Origin of the sequence: Streptomyces sp. NPDC014864 (genome assembly GCF_043081525.1) — a bacterium.
Lineage (GTDB): Bacteria > Actinomycetota > Actinomycetes > Streptomycetales > Streptomycetaceae > Streptomyces.
Genome location: NZ_JBIBWT010000010.1, coordinates 73,460 through 89,635, shown reverse-complemented (window position 1 = coordinate 89,635; position 16,176 = coordinate 73,460). Strand labels below are relative to the sequence as shown.

Here is a 16,176-nt window from a genome sequence, read left to right as displayed (position 1 = left end):
CGGCCTAAATTCATGCAAGCATGCTTGATTGTTTCTCTGCGCGCTGCCATGCTCCTCACCACATCGCCGCACACCGCCGTGCCCCGAGGGGAGCGTCACCGTGTCCGACCCGACGCCCGTGATCGACGACCTGCGCGAGGAGAGCGAGGAGCTCGACCGGATCGTCGGCGGGTTGAGCCCGCAGGAGTGGGCGCTCGCCACCCCCGCCCCCGGCTGGACCGTCGCCCACCAGATCGGCCACCTCGCCTGGACCGACCACTCGGCCCTGCTCGCCGTCACGGACCAGGACGGCTTCCACGCCCTGGTGGAGAAGGCGCTCGCCGCACCCCACTCCTTCGTCGACGAGGGCGCCGAGGAGGCGGCCCGGCTCGCGCCCGCCGAGCTGCTGGCGCGCTGGCGGGACGGCCGGGCGGCCCTGGACAGGGCGCTGCGCGCCGCGCCGCCCGGCGCCCGTTTCCCCTGGTACGGGCCGCCCATGGCGGCCGCCTCCATGGCCACCGCCCGGCTGATGGAGACCTGGGCCCACGGCCTGGACATCGGCGCCGCGCTGGGCGTGGCCCGCCCGCCCTCCGACCGGCTCCGGCACGTGGCCCGGCTCGGGGTGCGCACCCGGGACTTCGCCTTCGGGATCCACGGACTCGACGTGCCCGCCGGGCCGTTCCGCGTCGAACTGACCGCCCCCTCCGGCGGCCTGTGGACGTACGGCCCCGAGGACGCCCCCCAGCGCGTCACCGGGCCCGCCCTCGACTTCTGCCTCCTGGTCACCCAGCGCGCCCACCGCTCCGACCTGGCCCTGCGTGCCGAAGGACCGGCCGCCGACCGCTGGCTCGACATCGCCCAGGCCTTCGCGGGCCCGCCCGGTGCCGGGCGGAAGCCGGGGAGCGCCGGGGGAGCCCGGCCGTGACCGCGCCCCTGCGCATCGGCAACGCCTCCGGGTTCTACGGCGACCGCTTCGACGCCCTGCGCGAGATGCTCACCGGCGGTGAACTCGACGTCGTCACCGGCGACTACCTCGCCGAGCTGACCATGCTCATCCTGGGCCGGGACCGGCTCAAGGACCCCGCCGCCGGGTACGCCCGCACCTTCCTGCGGCAGTTGGAGGAGTGCCTCGGGCTCGCGCACGAGCGGTCGGTCCGCATCGTCACCAACGCCGGAGGCCTCAACCCGGCCGGACTCGCCGAGGCGGTACGGGAGCTGGCCGGCCGGCTCGGCATCCCGGCCCGGGTCGCCCACGTCGAGGGCGACGACCTCACCACGGCGTTCCCCGGCAGCCTCGCCGCCCACGCCTACCTCGGCGGGTTCGGCATCGCCGCCTGCCTGCGCGAGGGCGCGGACGTCGTCGTCACCGGCCGGGTGACGGACGCGGCCCTCGTCACCGGGCCCGCCGCCGCGCACTTCGGCTGGCGGCCGGAGGAGTACGACCGGCTCGCGGGCGCCGTCGTCGCCGGGCACGTGCTGGAGTGCGGCGCCCAGGCCACCGGCGGCAACTACGCCTTCTTCACCGACCACGCCCCCGAACGGCTGCGCCGCCCCGGCTTCCCGCTCGCCGAGCTCCACGAGGACGGCAGCAGCGTCATCACCAAGCACCCCGGCACCGGCGGCGTCGTGGACGTCGGCACGGTCACCGCCCAGCTGCTCTACGAGACGGGCGGCGCCCGGTACGCGGGACCCGACGTCACGGCCCGGCTGGACACCGTACGGCTCGGCCAGGACGGCCCCGACCGGGTCCGTGTCGAGGGCGTGCGCGGTGAGGCCCCGCCACCCACCCTCAAGGCCGGCCTCAACCGTCTCGGCGGCTTCCGCAACGAGATGACCTTCGTCCTCACCGGGCTGGACGTCGAGCGCAAGGCCGCCCTGGTGCGGCGCCAGATGGAGGACGCCCTCGACGCCGCGAAGGCGCGGCCCGCCGAGGTGCGCTGGGAGCTGGTGCGCACCGACCGGCCCGACGCGCCGACCGAGGAGACGGCCGGCGCCCTGCTCCGGCTCGTCGTCCGGGACCCGGGCCAGGAGGCCGTGGGGCGCGCCCTGAGCGGGGCCGCGGTGGAACTCGCGCTGGCCAGCTACCCCGGCTTCCACCTGCTGGCCCCGCCCGGGAAGGGCGCGCCCTACGGCGTGTTCGAGTCCGCCCGGGTGCCCCAGGACGCCGTGGCGCACGTGGCCGTCCTCCACGACGGCCGGCGCGTCCCCGTGCCCCCGGCCCCCGGGGCCCGCGCCCTCGACGACGTGCCCGAACCGCCCCTGCCGGACCCGCTGCCCACCGGCCCCACCCGGCGCGCCCCGCTCGGCCTCGTCGCCGGAGCCCGCAGCGGCGACAAGGGCGGCGACGCCAACGTCGGCGTGTGGGCGCGCGGTGAGGACGCCTGGCGGTGGCTCGCCCACGAGCTGACGGCCGACCGGTTCCGGGAGCTGATCCCCGAGAGCCGCGACCTGCCCGTCACCCGGCACGTCCTGCCCCGCCTGCGCGCCCTCAACTTCGTCGTCGAGGGCGTCCTCGGCGAGGGCGTCGCCGCCCGGCACCGCTTCGACCCGCAGGCCAAGGCCCTTGGTGAATGGCTGCGCTCCCGCCACCTGGACATCCCGGAGGCCCTGCTGTGACCGTCCTCTCCTCCGCCCTGGACACCGGCGCCCCGGACTACCAGGCCCACCGCGAGACCATGCTCGCCCGGCTCGCCGACCTCGACGCCGAGCACGCCAAGGCCCTCGCGGGCGGCGGCCCCAAGTACGTCGAACGGCACCGGGGCCGCGGCAAGCTGCTCGCCCGCGAACGGATCGAGCTGCTCCTCGACCCCGACACCCCGTTCCTGGAGCTGTCGCCGCTCGCCGCCTGGGGCAGCGACTACGCCGTCGGCGGCTCGCTCGTCACCGGGATCGGCGTCGTCGAGGGCGTGGAGTGCCTGATCACCGCCAACGACCCGACCGTGCGCGGCGGCGCCAGCAACCCGTGGAGCCTGAAGAAGGCGCTGCGCGCCAACGACATCGCGCTCGCCAACCGGCTGCCCTGCATCAGCCTGGTGGAGTCGGGCGGGGCGGACCTGCCCTCCCAGAAGGAGATCTTCATCCCCGGCGGCGCCATCTTCCGGGATCTGACCAGGCTTTCGGCCGCCGGCATCCCCACCGTCGCCGTCGTCTTCGGCAACTCCACCGCGGGCGGCGCCTACGTCCCCGGCATGTCCGACCACGTCATCATGGTCAAGGAGCGCGCGAAGGTGTTCCTCGGCGGCCCGCCGCTGGTGAAGATGGCGACCGGCGAGGAGAGCGACGACGAGTCGCTGGGCGGCGCGGAGATGCACGCGCGCGTGTCGGGGCTCGCGGACCACTTCGCCGTGGACGAGCCGGACGCGCTGCGCCAGGCCCGGCGCGTGGTCGCCCGCCTCAACCACCGCAAGGCGTACCCGGATCCGGGCCCGGCGGCCCCGCCGAAGTACGACCCGGAGGAGCTGCTCGGCATCGTCCCGGGCGACCTGAAGATCCCCTTCGACCCGCGCGAGGTGATCGCCCGGATCGTCGACGCCTCCGACTTCGACGAGTTCAAACCGCTGTACGGCACCAGCCTCGCCACCGGCTGGGCCACCCTGCACGGCTATCCGGTCGGCGTCCTCGCCAACGCGCGGGGGGTGCTGTTCAGCGAGGAGTCGCAGAAGGCCGCCCAGTTCATCCAGCTCGCCAACCAGCGCGACATCCCGCTGCTGTTCCTGCACAACACCACCGGCTACATGGTCGGCCGGGAGTACGAGCAGGGCGGCATCATCAAGCACGGCGCCATGATGATCAACGCGGTCGCCAACTCGAAGGTGCCGCACCTGTCGGTGCTCATGGGCGCGTCGTACGGCGCGGGGCACTACGGCATGTGCGGCCGGGCCTACGACCCGCGCTTCCTGTTCGCCTGGCCCAGCGCCAAGTCCGCCGTCATGGGCCCGCAGCAGCTCGCCGGCGTCCTGTCCATCGTGGCCCGCCAGTCCGCGGCCGCGAAGGGACAGCCGTACGACGACGACGCGGACGCGGCGCTGCGCGCCATGGTGGAGCAGCAGATCGAGTCCGAGTCGCTGCCGATGTTCCTGTCCGGGCGGCTGTACGACGACGGCGTCATCGACCCGCGCGACACCCGCACCGTCCTCGGCCTGTGCCTGTCCGCCCTGCACACCGCCCCCTACCAGGGCGCGCGCGGCGGCTTCGGCGTCTTCCGGATGTGAGGGACCACGTGATTTCGACTCTGCTCGTCGCCAACCGGGGCGAGATCGCCTGCCGGGTCTTCCGCACCTGCCGTGAACTCGGCATCCGCACGGTCGCCGTGCACTCCGATCCCGACGACGGCGCCCTCCACACGCGCCTGGCCGACGCCGCCGTACGGCTGCCGGGCGCGGCGCCCGCCGAGACGTACCTGCGCGGCGACCTGATCGTGAAGGCGGCGATCGCCGCGGGCGCGGACGCCGTGCACCCGGGCTACGGCTTCCTCTCCGAGAACGCCGACTTCGCCCGCGCCGTCCAGGACGCCGGCCTGGTCTGGATCGGTCCGCCGCCCGAGGCCGTCGAGGCGATGGCGTCCAAGACCCGGGCCAAGGAGCTGATGGGCCTGCGCCCGCTGGAGCACGTCACCGACGCCGACCTGCCCGTGCTGGTGAAGGCGGCCGCGGGCGGCGGCGGGCGCGGGATGCGGATCGTGCGGCGCCTGGCCGACCTGGACGCCGAACGGGCCGCCGCCCGCGCCGAGGCGGCGAGCGCGTTCGGCGACGGCGAGGTCTTCGTCGAGCCCTACGTGGAGGGCGGCCGGCACGTCGAGGTGCAGGTCCTCGCCGACACCCACGGGACGGTGTGGGCGCTCGGCACCCGCGACTGCTCCCTCCAGCGGCGCCACCAGAAGGTGATCGAGGAGGCCCCCGCACCCGGCCTCTCCCCGCGCCTCGAACAGGAGCTGCACCGGAGCGCCGTACGGGCCGCCCGCGCCGTCGACTACGTCGGCGCCGGCACCGTCGAGTTCCTGGTCTCCGGCGACACCGCGCACTTCCTGGAGATGAACACCCGCCTCCAGGTCGAACACCCCGTCACCGAGGCCGTGTTCGGCATCGATCTGGTCGCCCTGCAGATCCGCGTCGCGGAGGGCCACGCCCTCGACACCGAGCCGCCCCGCCCGCGCGGCCACGCCGTCGAGGCCCGCCTCTACGCCGAGGACCCCGCCCGCGACTGGACCCCGCAGACCGGCACCCTGCACCGCCTCGCCGTGCCCGACGGCATCCGCCTGGACACCGGGTACGGCGACGGCGACACGATCGGCGTCCACTACGACCCGATGCTCGCCAAGGCCGTCGCGCACGCCCCCACCCGCGCGGAGGCGGTCCGCAAGCTCGCCGGCGCGCTGGAGCGGGCCGCGATCCACGGCCCGGTCACCAACCGGGACCTGCTCGTGCGCTCCCTGCGGCACGAGGAGTTCACGGACGGCCGCATGGACACCGGCTTCTACGACCGCCACCTCACCGCCCTCACCACACCCGCCCCCGACCCCCACGCCCCGCTCGCGGCCGCCCTCGCCGACGCCCACGGCCGCTCCCGCTTCGGCGGCTGGCGCAACCTGCCCGCCGAGCCGCAGGTCAAGCGGTACGCCATGGCCGGCGAGGAGCACGAGGTCCGCTACCGGCACACCCGCCACGGCCTCACCGCCGACGGCGTCCGCGTCGTGCACGCGGGCCCCCACCGGGTGGTCCTCGAAGTGGACGGCGTGCAGCGGACCTTCCACGTCGCCCGGTACGGCGACCAGGTCCACGTCGGCGCCACCACCCTCACCGCCCTGCCCCGTTTCCCCGACCCCGCCGACCAGCGCGCGCCCGGCTCGCTGCTCGCCCCCATGCCCGGCACCGTCGTCCGCGTCGCCGACGGCCTGACCACCGGATCCGCCGTCCAGGCCGGACAGCCCCTGCTCTGGCTGGAGGCGATGAAGATGGAACACCGGATCACGGCACCGGTCACCGGAACCCTGACGGCCCTGCACGCCACCCCCGGCCTGCAGGTGGAGCCGGGGACGTTGCTGGCGGTGGTGCAGGAGACCTAGGGGCGCGGGGCTGTATCGACATGCGGCTCCGCCGCGTGAGCGCGACCGACCACGGACCACTCGCACTCGGGAGAAGACATGAACCCCGTCATCGAATCCGAAGAACACAAGGCACTCCGATCCGCGGTGGCCGCCCTCGGCAGGCGCTACGGCCGCGAATACATCACCCGCACCGTCGCCGAGGGCAACCCGCCCACCGAACTGTGGGCCGACGCCGGCAAACTCGGCTACCTGGGCGTCAACCTCCCCGAGGAGTACGGCGGCGGAGGCGGCGGCGTCAGCGAACTCTCCATCGTGCTGGAGGAACTGGGCGCCGCCGGCTGCCCGCTCCTGCTGCTGGTCGTCTCCCCGGCCATCTGCGGCACCGTCATCGCCCGCTTCGGCACCGAGGAGCAGAAGCGCGCCTGGCTGCCGGGCCTCGCCGACGGCTCCCGCACCATGGCCTTCGGCATCACCGAACCCGACGCCGGCTCCAACTCCCACCGCATCACCACCACCGCCCGCCGCGACGGCGCCGACTGGCTGCTCACCGGCCGCAAGGTCTTCATCTCCGGCGTCGACATCGCCGACGCCGTCCTCATCGTCGGCCGCACCGAGGACGCCCGCACCGGCCGTCTCAAGCCCTGCCTGTTCATCGTCCCGCCCGACGCCGAGGGCTTCCAGCGCCGGGCGATCGACATGGAACTCAACGCCGCCGAGAAGCAGTTCGAGCTCGTCCTGGACGACGTACGGCTGCCCGCCGACGCCCTCGTCGGTGACGAGGACGCCGGGCTGCTCCAGCTCTTCGCCGGACTCAACCCCGAGCGGATCATGACCGCCGCCTTCGCGATCGGCATGGGCCGCTTCGCCCTCGGCCGGGCCGTCGAGTACGCCCGCGACCGCAGCGTCTGGAAGAGCCCCATCGGCGCCCACCAGGCCATCGCCCACCCGCTCGCCCAGGCGCACATCGACCTCGAACTCGCCCGCCTGATGATGCAGAAGGCCGCCGCCCTGTACGACGCCGGCGACGACGTCGGCGCCGGGGAGGCCGCCAACATGGCCAAGTACGCGGCCGCGGAGGCCTGCGTGAAGGCCGTCGACCAGTCCGTGCACACCCTCGGCGGCAACGGGCTCACCCGCGAATTCGGCCTCGCCTCGTTGATAACCGCCGCCCGTGTGGCCCGTATTGCTCCGGTGAGCCGGGAGATGATTCTCAACTACGTCTCCCACCAGACCCTGGGCCTGCCCAAGTCGTACTGAGCCGGACCCGGCCGTACCCGAGCCGGCCGGGCCGTACGCGGCCGGGCCGTCCCCGGCGCACACCGCAGTGCGCCCGTCGTGCGAGGAGGAACCGTGTTCCGCAGCGAGTACGCAGATGTCCCGCCCGTCGAACTCCCCATCCACGAGGCCGTTCTGGGCCACGCCGCCGAATTCGGCGACACGCCCGCACTGATCGACGGCACCGACGGCACCACCCTCACGTACGACCAGGTCGACCGGTTCCACCGGCGGGTCGCCGCCGCACTCGCCGAGACCGGGGTCCGCAAGGGCGACGTCCTCGCCCTGCACAGCCCCAACACCGTCTCCTTCCCGGTCGCCTTCTACGCCGCCACCCGCGCGGGTGCCTCGGTCACCACCGTGCACCCGCTCGCCACACCCGAGGAGTTCGCCAAGCAGCTGCGGGACGCGAAGGCCCGCTGGATCATCACCGTCTCACCGCTGCTGGAGGCCGCCCGCCGGGCGGCCGAACTGGCGGGCGGCATCGAGGAGATATTCGTCTGCGACAGCGCGCCCGGACACCGCTCCCTCATCGACATGCTCGCCTCCGCCGCGCCGGAGCCCGCCGTCGCCGTCGACCCGGCACGGGACGTCGCGGCCCTGCCGTACTCCTCCGGCACCACCGGCGTCCCCAAGGGCGTCATGCTCACCCACCGCCAGATCGCCACCAACCTCGCCCAGCTCGAACCCCTGATCACCGCCGGGCCCGGCGACCGCATCCTCGCCGTGCTGCCCTTCTTCCACATCTACGGGCTGACCGCGCTGATGAACGCGCCCCTGCGCAAGGGCGCCACCGTCGTCGTCCTGCCCCGCTTCGAACTGGAGACCTTCCTCGCCGCCGTCCAGGACCACCGCATCACCGCCCTATACGTGGCCCCGCCGATCGTGCTCGCCCTCGCCAAGCACCCGGCCGTCACCCGGTACGACCTGTCGTCGCTGCGGTACATCATCAGCGCCGCCGCCCCCCTGGACGCCCACCTCGCCGCCGCCTGCTCCCAGCGCCTCGGCCTGCCGCCCGTCGGCCAGGCCTACGGCATGACCGAACTGTCGCCAGGCACCCACGTCGTGCCCCAGGACGCCCTGCACGTGGCACCCCCCGGCACCGTCGGCAAGCTCATCGCCGGCACCGAGATGCGCATCGTCTCCCTCACCGACCCCGGCAAGGACCTCGGGACCGGCGAGGCCGGCGAGATCCTCATCCGCGGCCCCCAGGTGATGAAGGGCTACCTCGGCCGCCCCGACGCCACCGCCGCGATGATCGACCCCGACGGCTGGCTGCACACCGGCGACGTGGGTTACACCGACCGCGACGGCTGGCTGTTCGTCGTCGACCGGGTCAAGGAACTCATCAAGTACAAGGGCTTCCAGGTCGCCCCCGCCGAACTGGAGGCCCTCCTGCTCACCCACCCCGGCATCGCCGACGCCGCCGTGATCGGCGTCTACGACGAGGACGGCAACGAGGTCCCGCACGCCTACGTCGTACGGCAGCCCACCGCCGGCGGCCTCTCCGCCGGCGAGGTCATGATGCACGTCGCCGAGCGCGTCGCCCCCTACAAACGGGTCCGGCAGGTCACCTTCCTCGACGCGGTGCCCCGCGCCGCCTCCGGCAAGATCCTCCGCCGTGAGCTGCGGGACCTGCGCGAACAGCAGCAACGCCGGGCCGAGGAGCACCGGCCCGAGCGGAACCGGCCCGAGGAGCAGCAGTGACCCTGATCGCCCGCACCCGCGCGCGTGCCGTCGAGACACTCGCCCTCGACTCGCCGGACAACCGCAACGCCCTGTCCGCCGCCCTCGTCGGCGAACTCGCCGGTGCGCTGACCGACTGCGCCAAGGACGCCGACGTCCGCGCCGTCGTCCTCACCCACACCGGCAACACCTTCAGCGCCGGCGCCGACCTGCGCGACCCGCCCCACCCCGACGCCCTGGTCGGCCTGCTCCGCCTGATCACCGAACTCGGCAGGCCCGTCGTCGCCCGGGTCACCGGACACGTCCGGGCCGGCGGCCTCGGCCTGCTCGCCGCCTGCGACATCGCCGCCGCCGGCACCCGGGCCACCTTCGCCTTCACCGAGGTCCGCATCGGCGTGGCCCCCGCCGTCATCTCCCTGCCGGTGCTGCCCCGCACCGACCCGCGCGCCCTGGCCCGCTACTACCTCACCGGCGAACGCTTCGACGCCGCCGAGGCGGCCCGGATCGGCCTGGTCACCGCGGCCGGGGACGACGTCGACGCCGTACTCGAACCCGTCCTCGACGGCCTGCGCCGCTCCTCACCCGAGGCACTGGCCGAGACGAAACGGCTGCTCACGGCTAGGGTGCTGGAAGCCTTCGACCGGGACGCGGCCGACCTGACCGCGCTCTCGGCCCGGCTGTTCGCCTCCGCGCAGGCGCGCGAGGGCATGACGGCCTTCCTCGAACGACGGGACCCTTCATGGGTGGTGTGAACACAGCCGAACGCGACCGCGCACCCAAACAGGACCGCAGCCGGGCCACCCGGCAGCGGCTCCTGGAAGCCGCCGTGGCCTGCCTCGCCGAACACGGCTGGGCGGGCTCCACGGTCTCCGTCGTCGCCGAGCGCGCCGGCGTCTCCCGCGGTGCCGCCCAGCACCACTTCCCCACCCGCGAGGACCTCTTCACCGCGGCCGTCGAGTACGTCGCCGAGGAACGCTCCACCGCCCTGCGCGCCCTCTTCCCGCAGGGCGCCGGCGCGGACCGGCGCGCCGTGGTGAGCGCGCTCGTCGGCCTCTACACCGGCCCCCTCTTCCGCGCCGCCCTCCATCTGTGGGTCGCCGCCTCCGACGAGGAGCAGCTTCGCCCCCGCGTCACCGAACTCGAGGCCCGCGTCGGCCGCGACAGCCACCGCATTGCCGTCGAACTCCTCGGCGCCGACGAGTCCCGCCCCGGCGTCCGCGAAACCGTCCAGGGCCTGCTCGACATGGCCCGCGGCCTCGGCCTCGCCACCCTCCTCACCGACGACCGGGCCCGCCGCGAGCGCGTGGTCGCCCAGTGGGCCGCCCTCCTGGACGACGCCCTCGGCTGAACGCCATTCGGCAGGACGCACGCCCCCCGCGGGCCTGCCCGCACCCGCCGGGCAGGCCCGCGCGCACGCCTGCCGCCGGCCGGCCGCGCGGCCGGCCGGCGGCCGAACCCGATGTGAGGCCGGCCACATCCGAAAACCGGCGCCCGCAGTAGCCTGTGCCCATGCTTCCGATGCTCGTACGCCGCCGCCACGTGGACTACGTGCGCGTCACGAGCATGGGCTGTCGGCGCTCCGCCTGACCCAGCCCCCGCCCGGCCGCCTCTGCCCGCCGCGCCCTCTCACCCGGTACCGCCCACCACCTGGCCCGGTACCTCCCACCCGGCACCCACGGCCGCCCGCCCACCCATGACGGCGGCCGGGTCCCCGTACACCCGCGGACGCACCCATGACGAATCCGGTCAGCATCCCGGCGACGACCTCGTCGTACCACCAGCTCCCGATCATCGACCTCTCCGCCGCCGACCGCGGCCCCCAGGCCCGCGCGCTGCTCCACGCCCAGCTGCACAGCGCCGCCCACGACGTGGGCTTCTTCCAGCTCGTCGGGCACGGCGTCACGCCCGCGGAGACCGACGCGCTGCTGGACGCCATGCACGCCTTCTTCCGGCTTCCCGAAACCGACCGCCTCGCCCTCGACAACGTCCACTCGCCCCACTTCCGCGGCTACACCCGCACCGGCGACGAGCGCACCGCCGGCGCCCGCGACTGGCGCGACCAGCTCGACATAGGCGCCGAGCGTCCCGCCCGCGTCCCCGGCCCCGCCGAGCCCGCCTACTGGTGGCTCCAGGGCCCCAACCAGTGGCCCGCCGCACTGCCCGAGCTGCGCACCGCCGCCCTCACCTGGATCGACCGGCTCAGCGGCGTCGCCGACCGGCTGCTGCGCGAGCTGCTCACCGCCATCGGCGCGCCGGCCGACTTCTACGCCCCCGTCTTCGGCGCGCACGCCCACCCGCACCTCAAGCTCGTCCGCTACCCCGGCAGCGCGGGCGACGGCACCGACCAGGGCGTCGGCGCCCACAAGGACTACGGCTTCCTCACCCTGCTGCTCCAGGACGAGGTCGGCGGCCTCCAGGTGCAGCGGGAGGACGGGCGCTTCCACCCGGTGCCGCCGATCCCCGGCGCGTTCGTCGTCAACCTCGGCGAGCTGCTGGAGGTGGCCACCGACGGCTATCTGGTGGCCACCAACCACCGCGTCGTCTCACCGCCCGGCGCCACCGAACGCTTCTCCGTGCCGTTCTTCTACAACCCGCGCCTGGACGCCCGCGTCGAACCGCTGCCCTTCCCGCACGCCGCCACCGCCCCGGGCATCACCGACGACCCGGCCAACCCCCTGTTCGCCGAATACGGCCACAACGAGCTCAAGGGCAAGCTGCGGGCGCACCCCCTGGTCGCCCGGCGCCACCACGCGGAGCTGCTCACTCCGGCGTGATCGGCGCCGACATCCCTTCGGGGGTGCCCGAGGGATTCCTCAGGCACCCCCCCGGGCGTCCGTCAGACACCCGCTCAGTGAGCGATGTCCGCGTAGCCCTCGACCTCCTGCGGACTGCGCGGCCCCGGCCCCACGTAGCGTGCCGACGGCCGCACCAGCCGCCCCGTCCGCTTCTGCTCCAGGATGTGCGCCGACCAGCCCGCCGTACGGGCGCAGGTGAACATCGACGTGAACATGTGCGCCGGCACCTCGGCGAAGTCCAGCATGATCGCCGCCCAGAACTCCACGTTCGTCGCGAGCACCCGGTCGGGCCTGCGGTTGTGCAGCTCCTCCAGCGCCGCCTTCTCCAGCGCCTCGGCGATCTCGTAGCGCGGCGCGCCGAGCTCCCGCGCGGTGCGGCGCAGCACCCGCGCCCGCGGGTCCTCCGCCCGGTACACCCGGTGCCCGAAGCCCATCAGCCGCTCGCCGCGGTCCAGCGCCCGCTTCACGTACCCGGCCGCGTCCCCGGTCCGCTCGATCTCCTCGATCATGCCGAGCACACGGGAGGGCGCCCCGCCGTGCAGCGGGCCGGACATCGCGCCCACCGCGCCCGACAGCGCGGCCGCCACGTCGGCACCGGTGGAGGCGATGACACGGGCGGTGAAGGTGGAGGCGTTCATGCCGTGCTCGGCGGCCGACGTCCAGTAGGCGTCGACGGCCGCCACGTGCTTCGGGTCCGGCTCGCCCCGCCAGCGGATCATGAACCGCTCGACCACGGAGTGCGCCTTGTCGATCTCGCTCTGCGGCACCATCGGCAGCCCCTGCCCGCGGGCCGACTGGGCGACGTAGGACAGCGCCATGACGGCGGCCCGCGCCAGGTCCTCGCGGGCCTGCTCGACGTCGATGTCGAGCAGCGGTTTGAGACCCCACACCGGCGCGAGCATCGCCAGCGCGGACTGCACGTCCACCCGGATGTCACCGGAGTGCACGGGGATCGGGAACGGCTCGGCGGGCGGCAGACCGGGATTGAAGGCCCCGTCGACGAGCAGTCCCCAGACGTTGCCGAAGGAGACGTGACCGACGAGGTCCTCGATGTCGACGCCCCGGTACCGGAGGGCGCCGCCCTCCTTGTCCGGTTCGGCGATCTCCGTCTCGAACGCGACGACTCCCTCGAGTCCGGGTACGAAGTCGGACATCAGGCGGCTCCTCGTGAGGTGTGCGACGGATGGTGCGGTGGGGACGGCGACCAAGGACGCGTTGTTGTCCAAAAGCGGTGTGTGCCGGGGCGGATCCGCGGTCGCGTCCGACGACTCGCGGTCCGAAGCGGTCACCCCTTTGATGCCCCGTACGGTCGGCGGTCACCCAACCTGGACGGCAGCAGCACGATATCCCCGCGTGCCACCGTTGGGGAGGCCGTGCGGCACTCGGTGCCACGCAGTGACGAAGGACACCCGCCGGACCGGGCCCGCCCATACGGCAAGATGACCGGGTGACCGACCGAGAAGCCGCAGCCGGACGAGAAGCCGGAGCAGCCCGAGAGGGCGACCCCTTCGACCTCGCCTCCATGCGCAAGCACTACCGGGCCGAGGGCCTGTCCGAGGCCGATCTGGCCGACACGCCCGTCGCCCAGTTCGCCCGCTGGTTCCAGCAGGCCGCGACGGAGGGCGGCATGTTCGAGCCCAACGCCATGGTCGTCTCCACGGCGGACGCCGAGGGCCGCCCCAGCTCCCGCACGGTGCTGCTCAAGGCGTTCGACGAACAGGGCTTCGTCTTCTACACCAACTACGACTCCCGCAAGGCCCGCGACCTGGCCGAGAACCCCTACGTGTCGCTGCTCTTCCCGTGGCACCCGATGGCCCGCCAGGTCATCGTCCAGGGCATCGCCCGCCGCACCGGCCGGGACGAGACCGCCGCCTACTTCCGCACCCGCCCGCACGGCTCCCAGCTCGGGGCCTGGGCGAGCGCCCAGTCCACGGTGATCGCCACCCGCGCGGACCTGGAGGTCGCCTACGCGGAACTGGCCGCCCGCTACCCCGAGGGCGAACAGGTCCCGGTCCCGCCGCACTGGGGCGGCTTCCGGGTCGCCCCGCAGACGATGGAGTTCTGGCAGGGCCGCGAGAACCGCCTCCACGACCGCCTCCGCTACACGGCGCAGCCCGCCGGCACCTGGCACGTCGAACGCCTGAGCCCCTGACCCCGACAACCCCGCACACGCAGACGACCCGCGAGCTCGGGTCCCCCGCCTGACGGCGGAGAAGCCGGCCGGACGTACCGGCGAGCTCGCGGGTCGGGTGACTGCTTGGGATTGGGCCGGCTGCACGCGTCTGTCACGCACTGGTCCGGCACCGCACTGGATGTGGTGGCGGACCGCTAGCCCGCAGCCACCTCACGCGTCCGGTTCTCATACATCTGCCGAACCACCTCCCTTCTCGTGTACCCGACACCCTAAGAACCGGTCGGCCCCCGATCAACCGCTTTTTTTCGTGCCCGCTAGCGTGCCGCCCATGGCGGACATGACGGAGCGGTGGGCTGTTCTCAGTGGGTCGGTGTTCGAGGAGCGGATCGGGTACGCGCGCGCCGTGGTGGACGGGGAGTGGGTGCACGTGTCGGGGACGACCGGGTACGACTACGCGACGATGACGATCTCCGACGACGTGGTGGAGCAGGCGGAGCAGTGCCTGCGGAACATCGGGGCGGCGCTGGCGGAGGCGGGGTGCGGCTTCGCCGATGTCTAACGGTGCGCTATCTGCTGCCCGAGCGGGCCGACTTCGAGCCGTGCTGGCCGGTGCTGCGGCGAGTGTTCGGGGAGGTGCGGCCGGCGGCGACGATGATGGTGTGCGGGCTGGCGGATCCCCGGATGAAGATCGAGATCGAGGCGTACGCGAGGCGGCGTGACGCCGTCTGACGGATCGGGGCGCGGCCCGCTGGGGCGGTCAGGGCTTTCCGTGTTCCAGCAGTGCGGCCAGGTCCAGCGCGGTGGCGATGCGTGCGGCCACGTCCTCGGCGTAGGCCGCGTCGACGCGTTCGAAGGGGTTGCGGCCGGAGCCGCGCAGGAAGGTCACCACGCCGAGGGTTCGGCCCCGGCTGCGCAGGACCGCGCACAGGGCGTGCACGGTGTCCGCGGGCCACTGCCGGGCCTGGGCCCACTCCCGTGCCTGGCCGGGGGGTACGGCGCCGACGGTGGCGCGCACGGACCCGGTCCGCTGGACGCACTGGAGGGCGGGGTGCCCCTCGCCGTAGCGGACGGGGAGTCCGGCCCGGCCGGTGAGCAGGCTGGGGCCGGGGGCTCCGGAGGGGGTGGCGGCGACCCGTACCAGCCGTACCGGGCCCGTGGTCTCGCCGTCGGTGACGGCGCCGCCCGCCACGCGGTCGACCAGCGCGTGGTCGGCGAAGCCGGCGAGGGCGAAGTCGAGGTGGACGGTGGCGGCCTCCGCCGGGTCCTCGCACTCGGCCGCGGCGCGGGCGGCCCGGTGCAGCTGGTTGCCGCGGAACCGCAGCTGGGCGGCCTCCTGCTCGCCCTGTCTGGCCTCGGTGACGTCGACGAAGAGCCAGGCGACGCCGAGCGGCACCGGCTCCTCCGCCAGCGGCGAGGCCAGCCGAACGAACCCGCTGCGCCAGCAGCGCCGCCGTTCGCCCTCCGGGGCGCGGACGCCCACCCAGATCTCGGCCGGCGCGGGCGGCGCGCCCTCGGCCAGGACGTGGGTGAGGGCGCTCTCGAGTTCCTCCACGCCCTGGGAGAGCAGTTCGCCGAGCGGGCGTCCGAGCGCGGCGGTGCGTCCGGTGCCGAGGGCGCGGGCCGCGTGCGCGTTGACCACGGCGGGCCGCAGGTCGGCGTCGACGAGGACGACGCCCCAGGAGGCGTCCTCGAACAGGGCCTCGCTCAGTGCGATGGACCGCTCCAGGTCGATCTGCGCGTGCACCTCGCTGAAGGCGCAGTAGACACCGGCGGGCTTGCCGTCGGGTCCGAGGACGGCCGCCGACTGGGTGCGCACGAGGACGCGGCCGCCGTCCTTGGTGAGCAGCGCGAACTCGTGGACCTGCCGTCCGGGCCCGTGCATGGCGGACATGAGCCGCCCCTCGACCTCCTCGGCGTCGGCGTTGCGCACGGCCCATCCGGCGAATCCGTGCCGGCCCACGGCCTCGGCGGCGGTCCAGCCGAGGATGCGCTCGGCCTCGCGGTTCCAGTGGGTGACGACGCCGTGCGCGTCGAAGGCGCACAGGGCGGCGTCCATGCCGTCGAGCAGGGCGGCGAGCAGGTCGGAGCCGTCGGAGGCGTCGGAGCCCTCCGGACCGGCCCGCTCGGGCTCGTCCGGCCCGACCTCGTCGGTGGTCCCACTACGCCGGGAAGCACTCACCTGGACCCCCTGCAGGCTGCGTCCGCACGTACGGCGCGTCGGTTCGCTCACTGCCCATCATTCAACTGGAACGTGACACAACACA

Annotated in this window: 12 protein-coding genes and 1 pseudogene; 11 read left to right on the top strand and 2 right to left on the bottom strand. The window is 74.0% G+C overall.

What is annotated here, in order from left to right; all coding sequences use genetic code 11:
* Positions 1-100 precede the first annotated feature (100 nt).
* The 9 genes from ACF1A5_RS19680 (at position 101) to ACF1A5_RS19640 (ending at position 11,757) form a co-directional block, all read left to right on the top strand.
* Positions 101-904, top strand: a complete 804-nt coding sequence (locus tag ACF1A5_RS19680; RefSeq protein WP_392194135.1) for a TIGR03084 family metal-binding protein — start codon at positions 101-103, stop codon at positions 902-904.
* Positions 901-2,595, top strand: a complete 1,695-nt coding sequence (locus tag ACF1A5_RS19675) for an acyclic terpene utilization AtuA family protein (RefSeq protein ID WP_392194134.1) — start codon at positions 901-903, stop codon at positions 2,593-2,595. The genes ACF1A5_RS19680 and ACF1A5_RS19675 overlap by 4 nt, the downstream gene beginning before the upstream one ends.
* Positions 2,592-4,190 carry an acyl-CoA carboxylase subunit beta gene (locus tag ACF1A5_RS19670; RefSeq protein WP_392194133.1) on the top strand — a complete coding sequence of 533 codons (1,599 nt, stop codon included), beginning with the start codon at positions 2,592-2,594 and terminating at the stop codon, positions 4,188-4,190. The genes ACF1A5_RS19675 and ACF1A5_RS19670 overlap by 4 nt, the downstream gene beginning before the upstream one ends.
* 8 nt (positions 4,191-4,198) lie before the next feature.
* Positions 4,199-6,040, top strand: a complete 1,842-nt coding sequence (locus ACF1A5_RS19665; protein ID WP_392194132.1) for a biotin carboxylase N-terminal domain-containing protein — start codon at positions 4,199-4,201, stop codon at positions 6,038-6,040.
* Positions 6,041-6,118: 78 nt separating this feature from the next.
* Positions 6,119-7,279 (top strand): acyl-CoA dehydrogenase family protein, encoded by a 1,161-nt coding sequence (locus ACF1A5_RS19660; RefSeq protein WP_392194131.1) that lies wholly within the window; start codon positions 6,119-6,121, stop codon positions 7,277-7,279.
* A 93-nt stretch (positions 7,280-7,372) separates the two neighbouring features.
* Positions 7,373-9,004, top strand: coding sequence for a 4-coumarate--CoA ligase family protein (locus tag ACF1A5_RS19655; protein WP_392194130.1), 1,632 nt, complete (start codon positions 7,373-7,375; stop codon positions 9,002-9,004).
* On the top strand, positions 9,001-9,735 hold the full coding sequence (locus ACF1A5_RS19650) for an enoyl-CoA hydratase family protein (RefSeq protein ID WP_392194129.1): 735 nt from the start codon (positions 9,001-9,003) through the stop codon (positions 9,733-9,735). Before ACF1A5_RS19655 ends, ACF1A5_RS19650 begins: the two co-directional genes overlap by 4 nt.
* Entirely contained in the window at positions 9,723-10,331 is a 609-nt protein-coding gene (locus ACF1A5_RS19645) for a TetR/AcrR family transcriptional regulator (RefSeq protein ID WP_392194128.1), read from the top strand. The genes ACF1A5_RS19650 and ACF1A5_RS19645 overlap by 13 nt, the downstream gene beginning before the upstream one ends.
* Before the next feature lie 385 nt (positions 10,332-10,716).
* Complete coding sequence (locus tag ACF1A5_RS19640; RefSeq protein ID WP_392194127.1) at positions 10,717-11,757, top strand: isopenicillin N synthase family dioxygenase; 1,041 nt, start codon at positions 10,717-10,719, stop codon at positions 11,755-11,757.
* 74 nt (positions 11,758-11,831) lie between these two features.
* On the opposite strand, the gene ACF1A5_RS19635 is transcribed toward ACF1A5_RS19640, so the two are convergent.
* Positions 11,832-12,932, bottom strand: a complete 1,101-nt coding sequence (locus ACF1A5_RS19635; protein WP_392194126.1) for a citrate synthase 2 — start codon at positions 12,930-12,932, stop codon at positions 11,832-11,834.
* A 368-nt stretch (positions 12,933-13,300) separates the two neighbouring features.
* On the opposite strand from ACF1A5_RS19635, the gene pdxH reads away from it, so the two are divergent.
* Both pdxH and ACF1A5_RS19625 read left to right on the top strand, forming a co-directional pair.
* A complete protein-coding gene (gene pdxH, locus ACF1A5_RS19630) occupies positions 13,301-13,930 on the top strand; it encodes a pyridoxamine 5'-phosphate oxidase (protein WP_392194300.1) in 630 nt (209 codons plus the stop codon).
* Between the two features lie 319 nt (positions 13,931-14,249).
* Positions 14,250-14,641, top strand: a pseudogene (locus ACF1A5_RS19625) (RidA family protein).
* 28 nt (positions 14,642-14,669) lie between these two features.
* On the opposite strand, the gene ACF1A5_RS19620 reads toward ACF1A5_RS19625, so the two are convergent.
* Entirely contained in the window at positions 14,670-16,091 is a 1,422-nt protein-coding gene (locus tag ACF1A5_RS19620; protein WP_392194125.1) for a PAS domain-containing protein, read from the bottom strand.
* Between the last annotated feature and the right edge of the window lie 85 nt (positions 16,092-16,176).